Origin of the sequence: Sphingosinicella sp. LHD-64 (assembly GCF_031157375.1) — a bacterium.
Lineage (GTDB): Bacteria > Pseudomonadota > Alphaproteobacteria > Sphingomonadales > Sphingomonadaceae > Allosphingosinicella.
This window is the reverse complement of sequence record NZ_JAVIFV010000006.1, coordinates 32,574-48,121: the sequence shown is the minus strand read 5'-3', so window position 1 is coordinate 48,121 and position 15,548 is coordinate 32,574. Positions and strand designations below refer to the sequence as shown.

Here is a 15,548-nt window from a genome sequence, read left to right as displayed (position 1 = left end):
CCTTTATCGCTAAATCCATGCAGACTGCAGCGAAGCGCGTTGACGGGAAAACTGTGTCCGCCGCCGGGTTGGACGATGAGGAGGTTGCGCTCGCCGCAGCCGCTCAACTCGGAACCATCTTGGAAACCGTCCGCCAGGGATATCTCGACGCGCTGCCGATCGCCGCAGCGATGATCACGATCGAGGACGAAGAGCCATTCATCGAGTGCGCCAATGATCTGTTCCGGCTCGTCGCCGAGTGGGACGAGCGGATCGGCGACCGCGCGATCGCGCGCGTGCCGATCCTGCGCGCGGGGCCGATCGGCAATCGCCTGGGCGTCTTCATCAAGGGACCGGATTCGGCCTATCAGTTCGACACCACCGACGGACGCCCGATCGGCGGCCGCCACTTCACCGTGCGTTTCGCCGGTCTGAAGAAGGTCGAGGGCCAGCCGCGGCGGATGTTGCTGTCGATGATCGACAAGACCGCCCAGGTCGAGACCGAGCGGAGCCTGCGCTCGGAGATGCTACGGGACACGCTTACCGGCCTGCCCAACCGCCTCTCGTTCAACGAGAAGGTCGACGCCGTTCTTGCCGATCCCAATTTCCGCGACGGCCAATATGCGGTGCTCGCCGTCGACATGACCCGGTTCAGCCGGGTCAACGAGTGCATGGGCGCGATGGCGGGCGACGAGCTCCTGATCACCTTCGCCCGTCGGCTGGTCTCGGCCCTGCGTCCCACCGACATGCTGGCGCGTACCTCCGGCGACGAGTTCGGCATCCTGATGCGCCTCAATCGCGGCATGGCCGATGCGCTGCGCGCCGCCGAGCGGATCAAGACGGTGCTCACCCTGCCGTTCCGCCTGTCCGATCTCGAAATCCGGGTCGATTGCGCGATCGGCTGCGCGGCCCTGACGAGCAGCGTCGCCAGCGCCGACGAAGTGCTGCGCAACGCCCAGTTCGCGCTGAAGCGCGCCAAACGCTCCGGCACCACCCAGGTCTACGAGCCGGTCGAGGCGCAGGCGGTCCGCCGCCAGTTCAGCCTCGAGACCGAGCTCAGGGTCGCGATCGAGAGCGAGGCGCTGACGCTGGCTTTCCAGCCGCTCGTCGAGCTGTCGAGCGGACGGGTTTCCGGCTTCGAGGCGCTAGCGCGCTGGGAGCATGAGGGCCAGGTCATCTCGCCCGCCGAGTTCATCCCGGTCGCCGAGGAATCGGGCCTCATCGTCCAGCTCGGGCGCTGGGCGCTCGATCATGCCACGCAGACGCTGGCCGATTGGGACCGGCGCACCGGCACCCGCCTGCCGCTCAACATCAGCGTCAACCTCTCCTTCATCCAGGTCAGCCGCGACGACGTGGTCGGCGCGGTGGCCGGCGCGCTCGCGGCGGCGGGGATTACCGGCGATCGGCTGACGCTGGAGCTGACCGAGAGCGCCGTCGCCCACGATCCCGAGAAGGTCGCCCGCACGCTCAACGCGCTGAAGCGGCTCGACGTGCGCATCGCGATGGATGATTTCGGCACCGGCTACACATCGATGGCGTCGCTGCAGACGCTGCCGATCGACCTCCTGAAGATCGATCAGAGCTTCGTCACCGGCATGCTCGAGGATCACGATTCGCGGGCGATCGTCCGCGCGATCCTGTCGCTCGCCGCCGCGCTCGGCATGCAGACGACGGCCGAGGGCATAGAGACCGAAGCGCTCGCGCTGGCGCTGGGCGAGCTCGGCTGCATCTACGGCCAGGGCTTTCTCTATTCGCAGGCGATGCCCGCCGAGGACGCGCTGACCTACTGGCTCGACCGCAACGCCTGATCGACATGCCGCCGCGCCAGCGCGCGGAGCGCCTCCTTGTCCTCCGGAAAGCCCGACCGCGCCCATTCGCGCTCGACCGCCTGAAAGGTCTTCGCCACCAACGGCCCCGCTGAAAGGCCCATGGCGATGAGGTCGCCGCCACTGATCCCGATTCGCGGCCGAGACCGGGTCTGGAGCGCGGGAAGATTCGGGTCCCGGCATCCGGCCAGGAGCAGGCGATCGACCGCCTCCTCGGCGCCGATCTCGTAAGCCATCACGCCGGGCTCGTCGAGGCTGCTGTCCGCGGCGGAGACGAGACGGGCGGCCGCCCGCTTCGACAGCCGCAGCCGTGCCGCCACCGCGGCAGCGACCTCGTGATCGCTCGGCAGGAGGGCGGCGAGGCGGCGGATGGGATGGGGTGCGATCCCGACTCCGTGTTCCACCTCGACCAGCGCCGCAAGTCGCTTGGCGCTTGTGATTTCCGGCAGGACCGGGCGGAAGATCCCGCGGGCGATCATCAGTGCCACGGTCGGCGCCGGATCGGGCAGGCCGAGCAGCTTGAGGAGTTCGTCGGCGATCCGCTCGCGCGACAAGGCCATCAAATCGTTGGCCCGCGCCGCGCAGGCCTCTGTCCCGGCCACATCCGGCGCACCGGCGCCGAAGCGGGCGTGGAAGCGAAAGAATCTGAGTATGCGCAGATGGTCTTCCGCAATCCGGACGAGCGGATCGCCGATGAACCGCACGGTCCGCGTCTCAAGGTCGGCGAGGCCGCCGAAATAGTCGAAGATCTCTCCGCTTCCCGGATCGGCGCTCAGCGCGTTGATCGTGAAGTCGCGCCGCGCCGCGTCCTCCTGCCAATCCTCGGTGTAGGCGATCGTCGCGCGTCGTCCGTCGGTCGCGACGTCCCGGCGCAGCGTCGTCACCTCGACCGGCCAGCCCTGGATCACCGCGGTCACCGTGCCGTGCGCAAGCCCGGTCGGCACGGCCTTGATCCGCGCCGCCTCCAGCCGCGTCAGCACCTCCTGCGGCGCCAGGCGGGTGGCGAGATCGACGTCGCTGACCTCGAGTCCCAGGAGCGTGTCGCGGATGCAGCCGCCGACATAGCGCGTCTCGCCCGCATCAGCGCCGAGCACGTCGAGAAGTTTTGCCAGGCCGGGCCGTCCCCGCCAGGGCGCATGGGTCAAGGTCATGCAGTGACCTCCAGGCGCCGCGACAGGTTGACGATCATCGCGGCCGTCGCGCCCCAGATGCGCCGACCCTCCCACTCGATCTCGAAATAGGTGCGTTCCTTGCCGCGCCAGACCGCGGTGCGTTCGTGCTGGTGGGCGGGATCGAGCAGGTAGGCGAGGGGCGCCTCGAACATCGCCGCGACCTCGCCCGGATGCGGGTTGAGCGGCAGGTCCGGCGGCACGATGCCGACCACCGGCGTGACCTCGAACCCGGTGACGGTGCGGTAAACGTCCGCGACGCCGATCACCTCGACCTGCGATGGCGGCAGGCCGATCTCCTCCTCCGCCTCGCGCAGCGCGGCCGCCACGGGGCCGTCGTCGTCCGGATCGATCCGGCCGCCGGGGAAGCTGATCTGCCCGGCATGGCGACGCATCGTCTCCGGCCGCATGGTCAGGATGACCGTCGGCTCGGGTCGGTCGACCACAGCGACCAGCACGGCGGCCGGCGTGATTCCGGCCTTCTCGTTTTCCAGCACGTCGCCGGGAATCAGGACGGGGCTGCGATGCCGGCCCCGCTCCAGCGCGTCGCGCAACGTCTCGGCGAGGCTCATGCCGTGCCCTCCATCGGGAAGAAGGCGCCGTCGCTCCACACGCCGCGCCGGTTGCCGGCCTCGGCCAACGCGATCTCGGCCAGTTCATAATAGACCGGCCGTGCAACCAGTGCCTCCAGCCCTGCGCGCACGAGCAGATAGGGCCGAGCGTCGAGCCGCAGCGGCCGTTCGGGCCCGGCGACGACCAGATCGCCGGTGTTGAGCCGGAAGGCGAGGCGACGGCCCCGCCCTTCGCCCTCGCTCGTCACCTCGACGGCGACGAACGGCGCGTCCTCGACGTCGATGTCGAGCTTCTCGGCCGGCGTTACCAGCACGAACCGCCCGTCCGGCTCACGCCTCAGAATGGTGGAGAACAATCGCACCATCGCCGGCCGGCCGATCGGGCTGCCCTCGTGAAACCAGGTGCCGTCGCGCGCGATCCGCATCTGGCTGTGGCCGCAATGGGCCGGATTCCATTTCTCCACTGGCGGCAGCCGGCGCTGCTCGGCCAGCCGCGCGATCTCGGCGAGGCCCAGGCCGGCGAGATCGGCAGGCAGGGAGAAGCTTTCCGGCATGCCCAGCATCTAACCGCGCGCTGGCCTTGCGCCAAGCGCGCCGCTAATCGCGGAGCATGGCAGCGGAGTTCGAAGGCCCACGCACGGCGATCGTCACCGGAGGCGCGAAACGGATCGGTGCCGAGATCGCGCGCGCGCTCGCCGTCGACGGCTGGCATGTCCTCATTCATTACAACCGTTCGCGCGCCGAGGCCGAGGCCCTGGCCGCCGAGATCGGCGGCACTGTCGTCCAGGCCGAGCTGGCAGACCCCGGCGCAGCCGCCACGATCATGGCTGCGCTGGATGGCCTCCAGCCCCCGCGCCTATTGGTCAACAGCGCCTCGCGCTTCGTCCTCGATTCGGCCGCGGACTTCACCGTGGAGGGCTGGGATGCGCATCTCGACATCAACCTGCGTGCGCCGGCGCTGCTCTCGCGGGCCTTCGCCGCGCGGGTGGGCAAGGGGCCGGGCCTGATCGTGAACCTCCTCGACGCAAAGCTGGCCGCGCCCAATCCAGACTTCTTCACCTACACCGTCTCGAAGCTCGGCTTCGCCGGCCTGACTGAACTCAGCGCCCGTGCCTTCGCCCCCGCCGTCCGCGTCTGTGCCATCGCGCCTTCAGTCACGATGGTGTCCGGTCCGCAGACTCGCGACAATTTCGACAAGGTCCACGGCCTCAACGCGCTGGGGCGCGGCGTCGAAGTCGCCGAGATCATCGCGGCCTTGCGCTTCGTCATCGCGACCCCCAGCTACACCGGCCAGACGATCCTTCTGGACGGCGGTCAACGCTTCCTCTCGCTGCCGCGCGACGTCCAGTTTTTGTCGCCATCCGGCGACGGCAAATTCCTGGAGCTCAAATGACGCAGAACCTCGCCACCCTCGACGGCCTCGTGCCCGAGCGGCTCCGCCCGAAGACGCGCAAGATCGTGCTGGAAGGCTATGAGCTCCAGGTCGATATCGGCTTTCACGATTTCGAGGTCGGCAACCCGCAGCGCTTGATGGTCACAGTCGAGGTCTGGGTCGACGAGCGCTCCTTCGCGCCCGACGATTCGGTGGCGAGCGCGTGGAACTACGATTTCCTGCGCACCGAGATCGGCACGCTGGTCGCCGGCCGGCGGTTCAACCTGCAGGAGACGCTGGCGCGCGAGATCTACGATCTCGTCGCCGCCCGCCGCGGCGTCACCGCGATTCGCGTCGTCACCCGCAAGCCCGACATCTATCCGGACTGCGCGGGTGTCGGCGTCGAGCTGTCTTCCTCCTGATCAGCGCGGCCGGCGGTTTCGTTCGCAGGCGCCGAGACCCTGCTTGATGACCCGATAATCGGCCTCGATCGCGCGCGCCTCGTCGGGGGCCGCCTCCGAAAGGCTTTGGCGCGGCAGGGTCGCCGGCAGCGTGCAGGCGAGGCGATACCAGAGCAGGGTGTCGCGCGCCGGCGGTTCGGCGGAATTGTCGACGATCTCCGACAGCGCCACCGCCCAGCGCGGCGTCTCGCCGGGCCGCCGCAGCACGGTCAGCGAGATCGGCCGCCCGTCCGCCGTTTGAAGGAAGTACTGGGTCTCGCTCTCGCCGGGCAGCGAGCCCGGCACATGGAAGGCCCGGCCGATGCCGGTGATTCGCGGCGCCGCGTTCGCGTGGGTCGATTCGCGCAGGATCGCGCGCAGCCGTTCGGCGGTCGCGGGCGCGTAAGGGAGCTGGGCGTCGGGCGCGATCAGCCGGATCTCGCCGGGGCGATTCGGCGCGGGTGCGGCGAGGACGAGATATTCGGTGCCGCGGCGAATCCGTGCCCGCCGCCCGTCCACGTTCGGCATGTCGACCAAATATCTCACCTGCTGAGAGAATTCGGCGGGGCCGCGAATCAGGGCGGCGACTCGCGCCTCGATCAGGAATCGCCTGTACCCAACCGGGACATTGGGTGCGTCCCGCTCGGAGAGCGCTCGTGCCCGCTCCACACTGACATGCGCCGCGATCGGCGCCGGAATCGCCAGATCGGCGAGGTCCGCATAGCTCATCGCCGCCTGTGGCGGCGGAGGAAGATTTTGAGAGTCAACGGGTTGGCAAAATAGGAGGGCGGCGGGGGCGGCAAGCGCCCAGGCTTTTGATCGCATCATCTACCTCTAGACTATCGTATACGATTTTTGTACGGGCACGCGCATTAACCTTGCATTGCCGCGGAAATCGGCCATGCTCACAGAGACATGAAGGATTGCGTCGCGGAAACTGTCACTATAGAGACACCGACCGCGTCCATGTCCGTTACATGGATGAACCGATTAGCGGCCGCTGCGTTTTACCGAACCGGATGGACCGTCAGCAAGAGAGAGGGAGCGCGGCTGATTAATGTCGTACGTTGATCAGGGAATGACCCGGGGACGCATGTGGGCCATCATCATGGTGGCCGTGCTCCATGCCCTCATTGGCTACGCCTTCGTCACCGGCCTCGCCTACAAATATGTCAAGGCGGTGCAGGAAGATCTGAAGACGTTCGACGTCACCGAGGAGCCGCCGCCCCCCGAGGAGCCGCCGCCCGAGCCGCCGAAGGAAGCGCCGCCGCCGCCGGTCGTATCGCCACCGCCGCTCGTGCGCACCAATGCCCCGGCGCCGACGATCACCACGGTGCGGATCGCGCCGCCGCCGGTGATCACGCCTACCGCGCCCCCGGCGCCCCCGGCGCCCCCGGCGCCGCCGCCGCCGCCGCGCGTCGTCGAGCCGGCCCGCGCCCGCGCCAACCTTCAGGGCTTGATCACCGCCGACGATTATCCGTCCGCCGCGCTGCGCAACGGCGAGGCCGGCACCGTTCGCGTCCGGCTGACGATCGATACCAACGGCCGTGTGTCGGCCTGCGAGGTGACCTCCGGCAGCGGATCGTCCTCGCTCGACTCGACGACCTGCCGGTTGCTGCGCAGCCGCGCACGTTTCACGCCGGCGAGGGACAATACCGGCGCGGCCACGAGCGATACGGTGAATGCACCGCCGATCCGGTGGCAGATTCAGGATCAATGATCTCGTCACGCACGCAGATTTCAAGTTTTCAACCGAATTAACTGAGAGGGACTACTTAAAATGGCAGCACCAGCACCCGCCGCGGCCGGCGAAAACCCCTATGGCCTGATGGCCGCGCTCGAGCAGGGCGGCGTCATCGCGTACCTCACCTTCGGCATCCTCGTCTTGATGTCGGTAGGCTCCTGGTACGTCTTCTTCGTGAAGTTCATCGAGCAGCAGAAGATCATCAACGAGGGTCGTCGTGCCCGCACCGCCTTCTGGCAGTCCGCCAACCTGCGCGAAGGCGCCAACAAGCTCGCCAAGAACGGCGCCTATCGTCAGATCGTCGATGACGGCCTTCTTGCCGAAGAGCAGCACACCAAGCTGACCGACCCGGTCGACCAGCATGACTGGATGCAGTCGTCCCTGGCCCGCAGCCAGGGCGCGATTAACGCCAAGCTCGCGACCGGCCTTGCGCTGCTCGCGACCGTCGGCTCGACCGCCCCGTTCGTCGGACTGTTCGGCACCGTCGTCGGCATCTACCGCGCGCTGATCAAGATCGGCGCGTCCGGCCAGGCGTCGATCGACGCGGTCGCCGGCCCGGTCGGCGAGGCGCTGATCATGACCGCGCTCGGCCTCGTCGTCGCAGTTCCGGCCGTTATGCAGTACAACTGGCTGCAGCGCCGCAACAAGGCGATCAGCGAGGAGCTCGCCCGTTTCGCCAACGACGTTCATGGCTACCTGGTCTCGGGCGGCGCGCTGAAGCCGACGGTTCGTGCCGCCGCTCCGGCCCGTCCGGCGACCGCTCCGGCCGCGCGTCCGGCAGCAGGTGCGACGACCGCCGCTGGCGCCGCCGCGACCACCGCGCCCAAGGCCTAAGGAAGATAATGGCGACGGGCCGGTTGGTGCGGGCCCCGTCGCCATGTTGGACCGTCGTCTGCGCGGCGGCGGTGAGTCAGGATAGGAACTGAACTATGTCCATGCAGGTCGGCGAAACCGGCGACGAAGACGTCCCGATGTCCGACATCAACACGACGCCGCTCGTCGACGTCATGCTGGTGCTGCTGATCATCTTCCTCATCGCGGTCCCCGTCGTGTTGCAGACCGTCCCGGTCGAGTTGCCGAAAGTGGACTTCGAGCCGACCCAGACCAAGCCCGAGAATGTGAACCTCTCCGTCCGGGCGGTGGATGGCCAGTGCGAAGTCTATTGGGGTCTCCAGCGGGTGGATTCCCAGCGGTTGCTCGACTTGGCCGTGGCGAAGCTCGAGGACGAGATCGAAAAGCAAGGCGGCCCGGCCAATGTGACCGAGCTTCCCGAGGCGCATATCCGCGGCGACTCCGCCACGCCATGGCGTTGCCTCGGCGGCGCGATCTTCACCATGCAGCGCGCCGGCTTCTCGCGGGTCGGGTTCATTTCCGAGCCTCCGCCCCGCGGCGGCATTCGGTTCTGATCGGATTTAGTTAGGAGTTACGACTATGGGTGCCGCGGTATCTTCCGACGCCGGCGAACCGATGATGGACATCAACACGACGCCGCTCATCGACGTCATGCTGGTGCTCCTGATCATGTTCATCATCACCATCCCGGTGCAGACCCACGCGGTGAAGCTCGACCTGCCGGTGGACAATCCGAACCAGACACCGCCGCCGATCGATCCGGTCAAGAACAAGATCGTGATCATGCCGGACAATACGGTGACATGGAACGGTACGCCGGTCGATCTGACCACGCTGCGCCAGTATCTGGACATCACCACCACGATGCGCCCGACACCGGAGCTGCACCTGCAGCCCCATCCGGAAGCGCGCTACGACACGGTGGACGAGGTGCTTGCTGTCACCAAGCGCGCCAATGTCCAGTCGATGGGCTTTGTCGGCAACGAGGCATACGCCACGTTCAACTGATCCCGGCTTCGCTTGGATACGAGATCGGGCGGCCCTTCGGGGCCGCCCTTTTTCATGGCCCGGTTTGTCGCTAGCATCAGGCCATGGAACGTGAAGCCACCTGCCGCTGCGGCGCGCTCAAGGTCGTGACCCGGGGCGAACCGGTCCGCAATTCCGTCTGCGACTGCGGGGCGTGCAAGCGCGCCACCGGCTCCGCCTTCGCCTGGAACGCCACCTTTGCGGCCGATCAGGTCAGCACAAGCGGACCGGCGAGCCAGTTCACCCGCGTCGCCGAGTCCGGCAACTGGGCTCGCACCTCCTTCTGCCCGACCTGCGGCACGACCGTCTGGTACGAGATCGAGCTGCGGCCCGGCATGATCAGCGTGCCCGTCGGCGGTTTCGCCGATGCGGCGTACCCGGTCCCCGCCGTCGAGGTCTATGGCGAATTGCGCTGCGCCTGGCTCCCCGAGCTGGCGCCGGTCCAGGAATAGCTAGGCGGCCAGCCCTTCGAACTGGAGTCGCGCGAGGCGGGCATACAGCCCGCTCCGTGCGTTGAGCATGTCATGGCTTCCTTCCTCGACGATGGCGCCATGATCCATCACGATGATCCGGTCCGCCGCGCGCACGGTCGCGAGGCGGTGCGCGATGACGATCGTCGTCCGCCCTTCGAACAGCCGCTCGAGCGACGCCTGAACGAGACGCTCGCTCTCGGCGTCGAGTGCCGAGGTGGCCTCGTCGAGCAGCAGCAACGGCGCATCCCGGAGCAGCGCGCGGGCGATGGCGACGCGCTGACGCTGGCCACCGGAGAGGCGGGCGCCGCCTTCGCCAAGGAAGGTGTCGAGCCCATTCGGAAGCTTGCGCAGGAACTCGGCCGCATTCGCCGCCTCGGCCGCGCCCCACAGCTCCTCGTCGCTCGCCTCCCACTTGCCATAGCGCAGATTGTCGCGGGCCGAGGCCGCGAAGATCACCGTCTCCTGCGGCACATAGGCGATCCGCGCGCGCGCATCGTTGGGGTCAGCCTCCCTGAGGTCGACGCCATCGAGCCGGATCGCTCCCGCCTGCGGATCGTAGAAACGCTGGGCGAGCTGGAACAGGGTCGATTTGCCCGCGCCTGACGGGCCCACGACGGCGACCAGCTCGCCCGGCGCGACTGCCAGGTTGAAATCGTTCAGCGCGCTGACTTCCTTGCGCGTCGGATAGTGGAAGCTGACGTTCTCGAACGCGAGCGCGCCTTGTGCCGGCGCGGGCAGGGGGATGGGATTGGCCGGCGCGCGGATCTCCGGGACTTCGGCAAGCAGCTCGGCGAGCCGCCCCGCCGCGCCGGCGCCGCGCAGCAGGTCGCCATAGACTTCGGTCAGCTGCGCGAAGGCATTGGCGACGAGCCCGCCGGTCAGCACGAAGGCGGCGATGGTGCCGCCGCTGATCTGCCCCTCCGACACGTCGACCGCGGCCTGCCACATCAGCAAGGTGAGGCCGCCGAACAGCATCGCGATCACGGTCGCGGTCAGGAAGGCACGCAGCACGATCCGCCGGCGCGCCGTCGCCATCGCGTTCTCCACGGCGGTGCGGAAGCGGTCACTCTCGCGTCGCTCCTGGCCAAAGGCCTGGACGATCTTCATTGCGCCCAGCGTCTCGGCGACGATCGTGCCCAAATCCGCCACCCGGTCCTGGCTCGAGCGCGAGATGTTGCGCACCCGCCGGCCGAGCAGCACGATGGGCATGACGATCAGCGGAATGCCGAGCAGCAGCCCCGCGGTCAGCCCCGGCGCCAGCGTGAACAGATAGATGACGCCGCCGATGCCCATGACGAGATTGCGCAGCGCGACCGACACGGTCGAGCTCACCACCAGCTCGATGACCGACGTATCGGCCGTGATCCGCGACGCGATCTCCGACGGCCGGTTCTCCTCGAAAAAGCGGGGCTCGAGCCGAAGAAGATTGTCATGTACGGCGCCGCGCACGTCGGCGACGACCCGCTCGCCGAGCATGGAGACGAAATAGAAGCGCCCCGCCGAGGCCAAAGCGAGGACGATCACCATCGCGAACAGATAGTTGAAATGATGGCCGATCTCGGCGCTCGGCTGGCTGAATCCCTCGTCGATCACACGCCGGAAGCCGTCGGGGATCGCGAGGGTCGCCGCCGCGGCGATGAGCAGGCAGAAGCCGGCGGCAGCGATCTTGCCCGGATAGCGGATCGCCCGCTGCCAGATCATCCTGAGATTGCCGATCTTGCGCAGCGGCGCGGGTTCGGGACGAGCAGCCATGGCCGCGGCGTAGCAGCCGGGGCGCAGCGGCTCAATGGCGGGCCCCGATGCCCTTTCGGGACGGCCTGCCGATTCCGCACTGGATAAATCCCGAATCGAGGCTCATATGCTTGCTGCACTGCGGCAAGGGGTGGGGAGACTCGGTTTGCTTTACGACGCGTACGAGATGCAGCGCTCGCTCCTCGCCGGAGCCAGCACCCTCGCCAATATGGGCGCGGCGTGGATGCAGAATCCGATCAACCCGCTCGCCTATTCCCATATGGGGCCGATCACCGCTTCGGCCCTCGATGTCTTCGCGCATGCCGCTGCGCCGCGTGGCAAGCCGGAATTCGGTCTCGACAGCACGACGATCGACGGGGAGACTGTCGCGGTTCGCGAGGAGATCGTGCTTCGCAAGCCGTTCGGGCAGCTGAAGCGCTTCGTCCGCCTCGGCGCCCGCGGCAAGCCGATCGAAGGATCGCCCAAGCTGCTGATCGTCGCGCCGATGTCGGGTCACTTTGCGACGCTGCTGCGCGGCACGGTCGAGCGGATGCTTCCCGGCCACGACGTCTACATCACCGACTGGCGCGACGCGAAGCTGGTGCCGATCGACGACGGCAGCTTCGATCTCGATGACTATATCGACTATCTGGTCGCGTTCCTCGAACATATCGGTCCGGGCGCGCATATGCTCGCGGTCTGCCAGCCGTCGGTGCCGGCCTATGCCGCGGCCTGTCTGATGAGCGCCGATGACCATCCGGCGCGGCCGCGCACGCTCGCCATGATGGGCGGGCCGATCGACACCCGCAAGGCGCCGACCGAAGTCAACACGGTCGCCACCCAGCGTCCGTTCGAATGGTTCCAGCGCAACGTCATCATGACCGTGCCCTATCTCTATCCGGGTGCGGGCCGGCGGGTCTATCCGGGCTTCCTGCAGCTCGCCGGCTTCATGGCGATGAATTTCGGCAACCACCTCGTCAGCCACTGGGGGATGTTCAAGCATCTCGTCGAAGGCGATGGCGAGAGCGCCGATGCGACCAAGGATTTCTATGACGAGTATCGTGCGGTCTGCGACATGACCGAGGAATTCTACCTGCAGACGATCGACGTCGTCTTCCAGCGCCATCTGTTGCCCAAGGGCAAGATGACCCACCGCGGCCGCAAGGTCGATCCGGCGGCGCTGAAGGATGTGGCTGTGCTCGCGATCGAGGGGGAGCGCGACGATATTTCCGGCATCGGCCAGACCAAGGCCGCGCTCGACATTTCGAGCGAATTGCCCGTGCGCCTCAAGAAATATCATCTCGCGGAAGGCGTCGGCCATTACGGCATCTTCAACGGCAGCAAGTGGCGGGGCCGCATCGCGCCGGTGCTCGAAGACTGGATCGCGAAGCATAGCGGCTGACCGGTGACGGGCGATCCGCTCTGGCGAGTCGAACAGGCGGACCGGGCCGCGCTCATCGTCGATGCGGCCGACTATTTCAACCATGCACGGAGCGCGATGCTGCAGGCGCAGCGACGCATCATGCTCATTGGTTGGGATTTTGATGCCCGGCTCAGGATCGGCGATGCCGATGCGGCCGAGCCGGCGACGATCGGCGAATTCATCCTGTGGCTCGCCGATCGGCGGCCCGATCTCGACATCTATCTCCTTCGCTGGGACGTCGGTGCCTTCAAATCGGTCTTCCGAGGGATCACCCCGATCACGCTGCTGCGCTGGATGTGGCACAAGCGCATCCATGTCCGGCTCGACGGCGCCCATCCGACCGGCGCCTCGCATCACCAGAAGATCGTGGTGATCGACGATTGCCTCGCCTTCTGCGGCGGGATCGACATGACCGTGGGGCGCTGGGACACGCGTACCCATCGCGACGACGATCCGCGTCGCGTCGGTCCGGGCGCCAAGCCCTACGATCCGTGGCACGATGCCACGATGGCGTTGGCGGGCCCGATCGCGGCTGCCTTGGGCGAACTTGCCCGCGATCGGTGGGTCCGCTCGGGTGGCCGAGAGCTCGGGCCGGTGCGAACGACCGGTCCCTGCTGGCCGGAGGAGCTCGACCCCCAGTTCGAGCAGATCCCGGTCGGGATCGCCCGGACCTCGCCGAGCTACCGGGATTTCGGGGAAGTTATTGAGATCGAGGCGCTCTACCTCGCCCTGATCGCGCGCGCGCGCCGCTTCATCTATGCGGAGACCCAATATTTCGCGTCGCGCCGCATCGCCGAGGCGATGGCGCGGCGGCTCGCCGAGATCGACGGGCCCGAGATCGTCATCATCAACCCCGAGCAGGCGGACGGCTGGCTAGAGCAGACGGCGATGGACAACGCCCGCGCCCGCCTGTTCGAGGCGGTCCGGCGGGTCGACACCCAGGGCCGCTTCCGCATCTTCCATCCGTTCACGGCGGCTGGCACGCCGATCTACGTCCATGCCAAGCTGATGGTGGTCGACGATCTCGTTCTGCGCTGCGGCTCCTCCAACATGAACAACCGCTCGCTGCGGTTCGACACCGAGTGCGACGTGATCATTGACGCCGAGGCGGCGGGCGAGGTCGTCCGCGAACGGATTGCGGCGATCCGCACCGATCTCATGGCCGAGCATCTCGGCGTCGATCCGAAGGAGGTCTCGGCACGTTTCATCGAGACAGGCTCGCTGATCGAGACGATCGAAGGTCTCGTCGGAGCGGGTAAGACGCTGCGGCCGTACCAAGTCCCCGATCTCAGCGCAGTCGAGGCCTATCTCGCCGATCATGAGGTTCTCGATCCTGAAGAGCCGGACGAGATGTTCGAGCCGATCGGCCGCCGCCGGGGCCTGTTCCGACGTTTGCACCGGCCGCGCTTGCCGAAATAGATCTTCGCCTCGAAGAAAGTTCATGCGGTTTTCTGCTCGCCATTCGTCGTAGAGACGAGACCGGAGGACGGCATGAGGGACGATCAAAGCAGCGCGACCAAGCCCACGGACCGTCGTTGGCTGGCGCTGACGGTGCTCTGCCTCGGCGTGCTGATCGACGTGCTCGACACGACCATCGTCACCGTCGCCTTGCCGTCGATCAAGGCCGATCTCGGCTTCAACGACACATCGCTCGCCTGGGTGCTCAACGCCTATATCCTGACCTTCGGCGGCTTCCTGCTGCTCGGCGGCCGGCTCGGCGACCTCTATGGGCATCGCAGGTGGTTTCTGATCGGCATTGCCGGCTTCGCCCTGACCTCGCTCGCCTGTGGCCTCGCCCAGTCGCAGGAGGTGCTGATCGCGTCCCGTGCGGCACAGGGCATCTTCGGCGCGGTGATCGCCGCCGTGGCGCTGTCGCTCATCATGGACCTGTTCACCGAGCCAGCCGAGCGCGCCAAGGCGATGGGCGTCTACGCCTTCGTCGCCTCCGCCGGCGGCAGTATCGGGACGATGCTCGGCGGGTTCCTGACGCACGCGTTCAACTGGCACTGGATCTTCCTCGTCAACCTGCCGATCGGTGCGGCGGTGATCGCCTTCTCCCTGAAGCTGCTGCCCGACACGCACAACGAACATGCCGATCCGCGCCTCGACGTCTCCGGCGCCCTTACGGTCACGGCCGGCATGCTGCTCGCCGTCTATGCGGTGATCAACGGCAACGTCGCCGGCTGGACCTCCCCGCAAACGCTGGGGTTGTTCGGCGCGGCGGTGGCGCTGCTTGTCATCTTCCTGGTCATCGAATCGCGCGTCGCCCATCCCCTCGTGCCGCTCTCGATGTTCCGCCTGCGCAACGTCTCGACCGCCAATGTGATCGGCGTGCTTTGGGCCGCCGCTATGTTCGCCTGGTTCTTTCTCTCGGCGCTCTACATGCAGCAGGTGCTGCACTATGATCCGCTCCAGGTCGGTCTCGCCTTCTTGCCGGCGAACCTGATCATGGCCGCCTTCTCGCTCGGCCTCTCGGCCCGGGTCGTGATGCGCTTCGGCATAAGGGTGCCGATCGTCTGCGGGCTCGGCCTCGCCGCGCTCGGCCTCGCCCTGTTCGCGCGGGCCCCGGTCGACGGCACTTTCGTCGTCGACATCCTGCCGGGCATGCTGCTGCTCGGCCTCGGCGCCGGCATGGCATTCAATCCGGTGCTACTGGCGGCGATGAGCGACGTCAGCCCGAGCGAATCCGGCGTCGCCTCGGGGCTGGTCAACACCAGCTTCATGATGGGCGGCGCGCTGGGGCTTGCCGTGCTGGCCAGCCTCGCCGCGGCCCGGACCGGGCAGCTCAGCGCCGCGAATGCGGACGCGCTCACGGCGCTCAACGGCGGCTATCAGGCTGCCTTCGCAGTCGGCGCCGTCTTCGCGGTGCTGGCCGCCGTGCTCGGCTGGGTCTTCATTCGCATGGCCAAGCCCGTCGAGGAGCCGGAGGCGGCACATTGAG

The 15,548-nt window shown here is 67.5% G+C and carries 16 protein-coding genes; 11 read left to right on the top strand and 5 right to left on the bottom strand.

Translation table 11 applies throughout. The features are described from left to right. Window positions 1-119: 119 nt before the first annotated feature. The gene (locus tag RCO27_RS18295; protein WP_309004159.1) at window positions 120-1,787 is read left to right on the top strand and encodes a bifunctional diguanylate cyclase/phosphodiesterase; all 1,668 of its coding nucleotides are present in this window, start codon (window positions 120-122) and stop codon (window positions 1,785-1,787) included. On the opposite strand, the gene RCO27_RS18290 is transcribed toward RCO27_RS18295, so the two are convergent. From RCO27_RS18290 to RCO27_RS18280, 3 genes are read right to left on the bottom strand one after another with little or no spacing between them, the layout of a single operon-like run. Then, on the bottom strand, window positions 1,763-2,956 hold the full coding sequence (locus RCO27_RS18290; RefSeq protein WP_309004158.1) for a CCA tRNA nucleotidyltransferase: 1,194 nt from the start codon (window positions 2,954-2,956) through the stop codon (window positions 1,763-1,765). The genes RCO27_RS18295 and RCO27_RS18290 overlap by 25 nt on opposite strands. Further along, a complete protein-coding gene (locus RCO27_RS18285) occupies window positions 2,953-3,546 on the bottom strand; it encodes a CoA pyrophosphatase (RefSeq protein ID WP_309004157.1) in 594 nt (197 codons plus the stop codon). Before RCO27_RS18285 ends, RCO27_RS18290 begins: the two co-directional genes overlap by 4 nt. Next, the gene (locus tag RCO27_RS18280) at window positions 3,543-4,100 is read right to left on the bottom strand and encodes a DUF1285 domain-containing protein (protein WP_309004156.1); all 558 of its coding nucleotides are present in this window, start codon (window positions 4,098-4,100) and stop codon (window positions 3,543-3,545) included. The genes RCO27_RS18285 and RCO27_RS18280 overlap by 4 nt, the downstream gene beginning before the upstream one ends. Window positions 4,101-4,156: 56 nt before the next feature. Here RCO27_RS18280 and RCO27_RS18275 point away from each other — a divergent pair, with 56 nt between their 5' ends. Further along, window positions 4,157-4,939 carry an SDR family oxidoreductase gene (locus tag RCO27_RS18275; protein ID WP_309004155.1) on the top strand — a complete coding sequence of 261 codons (783 nt, stop codon included), beginning with the start codon at window positions 4,157-4,159 and terminating at the stop codon, window positions 4,937-4,939. Then, complete coding sequence (locus RCO27_RS18270) at window positions 4,936-5,340, top strand: dihydroneopterin aldolase (protein ID WP_309004154.1); 405 nt, start codon at window positions 4,936-4,938, stop codon at window positions 5,338-5,340. Before RCO27_RS18275 ends, RCO27_RS18270 begins: the two co-directional genes overlap by 4 nt. Here the strand turns inward: RCO27_RS18270 and RCO27_RS18265 are convergent, their stop codons facing one another. Continuing rightward, window positions 5,341-6,087, bottom strand: a complete 747-nt coding sequence (locus RCO27_RS18265) for a hypothetical protein (RefSeq protein WP_309004153.1) — start codon at window positions 6,085-6,087, stop codon at window positions 5,341-5,343. Between the two features lie 364 nt (window positions 6,088-6,451). Between RCO27_RS18265 and RCO27_RS18260 the strand changes: the two genes are divergently transcribed. From RCO27_RS18260 to RCO27_RS18240, 5 genes are all read left to right on the top strand, one after another. Next, window positions 6,452-7,078 (top strand): TonB family protein, encoded by a 627-nt coding sequence (locus tag RCO27_RS18260; protein ID WP_309004152.1) that lies wholly within the window; start codon window positions 6,452-6,454, stop codon window positions 7,076-7,078. Between the two features lie 60 nt (window positions 7,079-7,138). Then, window positions 7,139-7,936, top strand: coding sequence for a MotA/TolQ/ExbB proton channel family protein (locus RCO27_RS18255; protein WP_309004151.1), 798 nt, complete (start codon window positions 7,139-7,141; stop codon window positions 7,934-7,936). Between the two features lie 95 nt (window positions 7,937-8,031). Next, entirely contained in the window at window positions 8,032-8,508 is a 477-nt protein-coding gene (locus RCO27_RS18250; protein WP_309004150.1) for a biopolymer transporter ExbD, read from the top strand. 25 nt (window positions 8,509-8,533) lie between these two features. Next, window positions 8,534-8,962, top strand: coding sequence for a biopolymer transporter ExbD (locus RCO27_RS18245; RefSeq protein WP_309004149.1), 429 nt, complete (start codon window positions 8,534-8,536; stop codon window positions 8,960-8,962). 83 nt (window positions 8,963-9,045) lie between these two features. Next, window positions 9,046-9,432, top strand: a complete 387-nt coding sequence (locus tag RCO27_RS18240) for a GFA family protein (RefSeq protein WP_309004148.1) — start codon at window positions 9,046-9,048, stop codon at window positions 9,430-9,432. Here RCO27_RS18240 and RCO27_RS18235 read toward each other — a convergent pair whose 3' ends face one another. Continuing rightward, complete coding sequence (locus RCO27_RS18235; RefSeq protein WP_309004147.1) at window positions 9,433-11,205, bottom strand: ABC transporter transmembrane domain-containing protein; 1,773 nt, start codon at window positions 11,203-11,205, stop codon at window positions 9,433-9,435. Window positions 11,206-11,350: 145 nt separating this feature from the next. On the opposite strand from RCO27_RS18235, the gene RCO27_RS18230 reads away from it, so the two are divergent. From RCO27_RS18230 to RCO27_RS18220, 3 genes are all read left to right on the top strand, one after another. Further along, the gene (locus tag RCO27_RS18230) at window positions 11,351-12,586 is read left to right on the top strand and encodes a polyhydroxyalkanoate depolymerase (protein WP_309004146.1); all 1,236 of its coding nucleotides are present in this window, start codon (window positions 11,351-11,353) and stop codon (window positions 12,584-12,586) included. Window positions 12,587-12,589: 3 nt separating this feature from the next. After that, window positions 12,590-14,026, top strand: coding sequence for a phospholipase D-like domain-containing protein (locus tag RCO27_RS18225; RefSeq protein ID WP_309004145.1), 1,437 nt, complete (start codon window positions 12,590-12,592; stop codon window positions 14,024-14,026). Between the two features lie 72 nt (window positions 14,027-14,098). Then, window positions 14,099-15,547, top strand: coding sequence for a DHA2 family efflux MFS transporter permease subunit (locus RCO27_RS18220; RefSeq protein WP_309004144.1), 1,449 nt, complete (start codon window positions 14,099-14,101; stop codon window positions 15,545-15,547). The last annotated feature ends 1 nt before the right edge of the window (window position 15,548 follow it).

Bases quoted from the DNA above. Each gene is read 5' to 3' on its own strand.
- RCO27_RS18290 (WP_309004158.1), bottom strand. From the start codon at position 2,956: ATGACCTTGACCCATGCGCCCTGGCGGGGACGGCCCGGCCTGGCAAAA.
- RCO27_RS18285 (WP_309004157.1), bottom strand. From the start codon at position 3,546: ATGAGCCTCGCCGAGACGTTGCGCGACGCGCTGGAGCGGGGCCGGCAT.
- RCO27_RS18280 (WP_309004156.1), bottom strand. From the start codon at position 4,100: ATGCCGGAAAGCTTCTCCCTGCCTGCCGATCTCGCCGGCCTGGGCCTC.
- RCO27_RS18275 (WP_309004155.1), top strand. From the start codon at position 4,157: ATGGCAGCGGAGTTCGAAGGCCCACGCACGGCGATCGTCACCGGAGGC.
- RCO27_RS18270 (WP_309004154.1), top strand. From the start codon at position 4,936: ATGACGCAGAACCTCGCCACCCTCGACGGCCTCGTGCCCGAGCGGCTC.
- RCO27_RS18265 (WP_309004153.1), bottom strand. From the start codon at position 6,087: ATGAGCTATGCGGACCTCGCCGATCTGGCGATTCCGGCGCCGATCGCG.
- RCO27_RS18260 (WP_309004152.1), top strand. From the start codon at position 6,452: ATGTGGGCCATCATCATGGTGGCCGTGCTCCATGCCCTCATTGGCTAC.
- RCO27_RS18255 (WP_309004151.1), top strand. From the start codon at position 7,139: ATGGCAGCACCAGCACCCGCCGCGGCCGGCGAAAACCCCTATGGCCTG.
- RCO27_RS18250 (WP_309004150.1), top strand. From the start codon at position 8,032: ATGTCCATGCAGGTCGGCGAAACCGGCGACGAAGACGTCCCGATGTCC.
- RCO27_RS18245 (WP_309004149.1), top strand. From the start codon at position 8,534: ATGGGTGCCGCGGTATCTTCCGACGCCGGCGAACCGATGATGGACATC.
- RCO27_RS18240 (WP_309004148.1), top strand. From the start codon at position 9,046: ATGGAACGTGAAGCCACCTGCCGCTGCGGCGCGCTCAAGGTCGTGACC.
- RCO27_RS18235 (WP_309004147.1), bottom strand. From the start codon at position 11,205: ATGGCTGCTCGTCCCGAACCCGCGCCGCTGCGCAAGATCGGCAATCTC.
- RCO27_RS18220 (WP_309004144.1), top strand. From the start codon at position 14,099: ATGAGGGACGATCAAAGCAGCGCGACCAAGCCCACGGACCGTCGTTGG.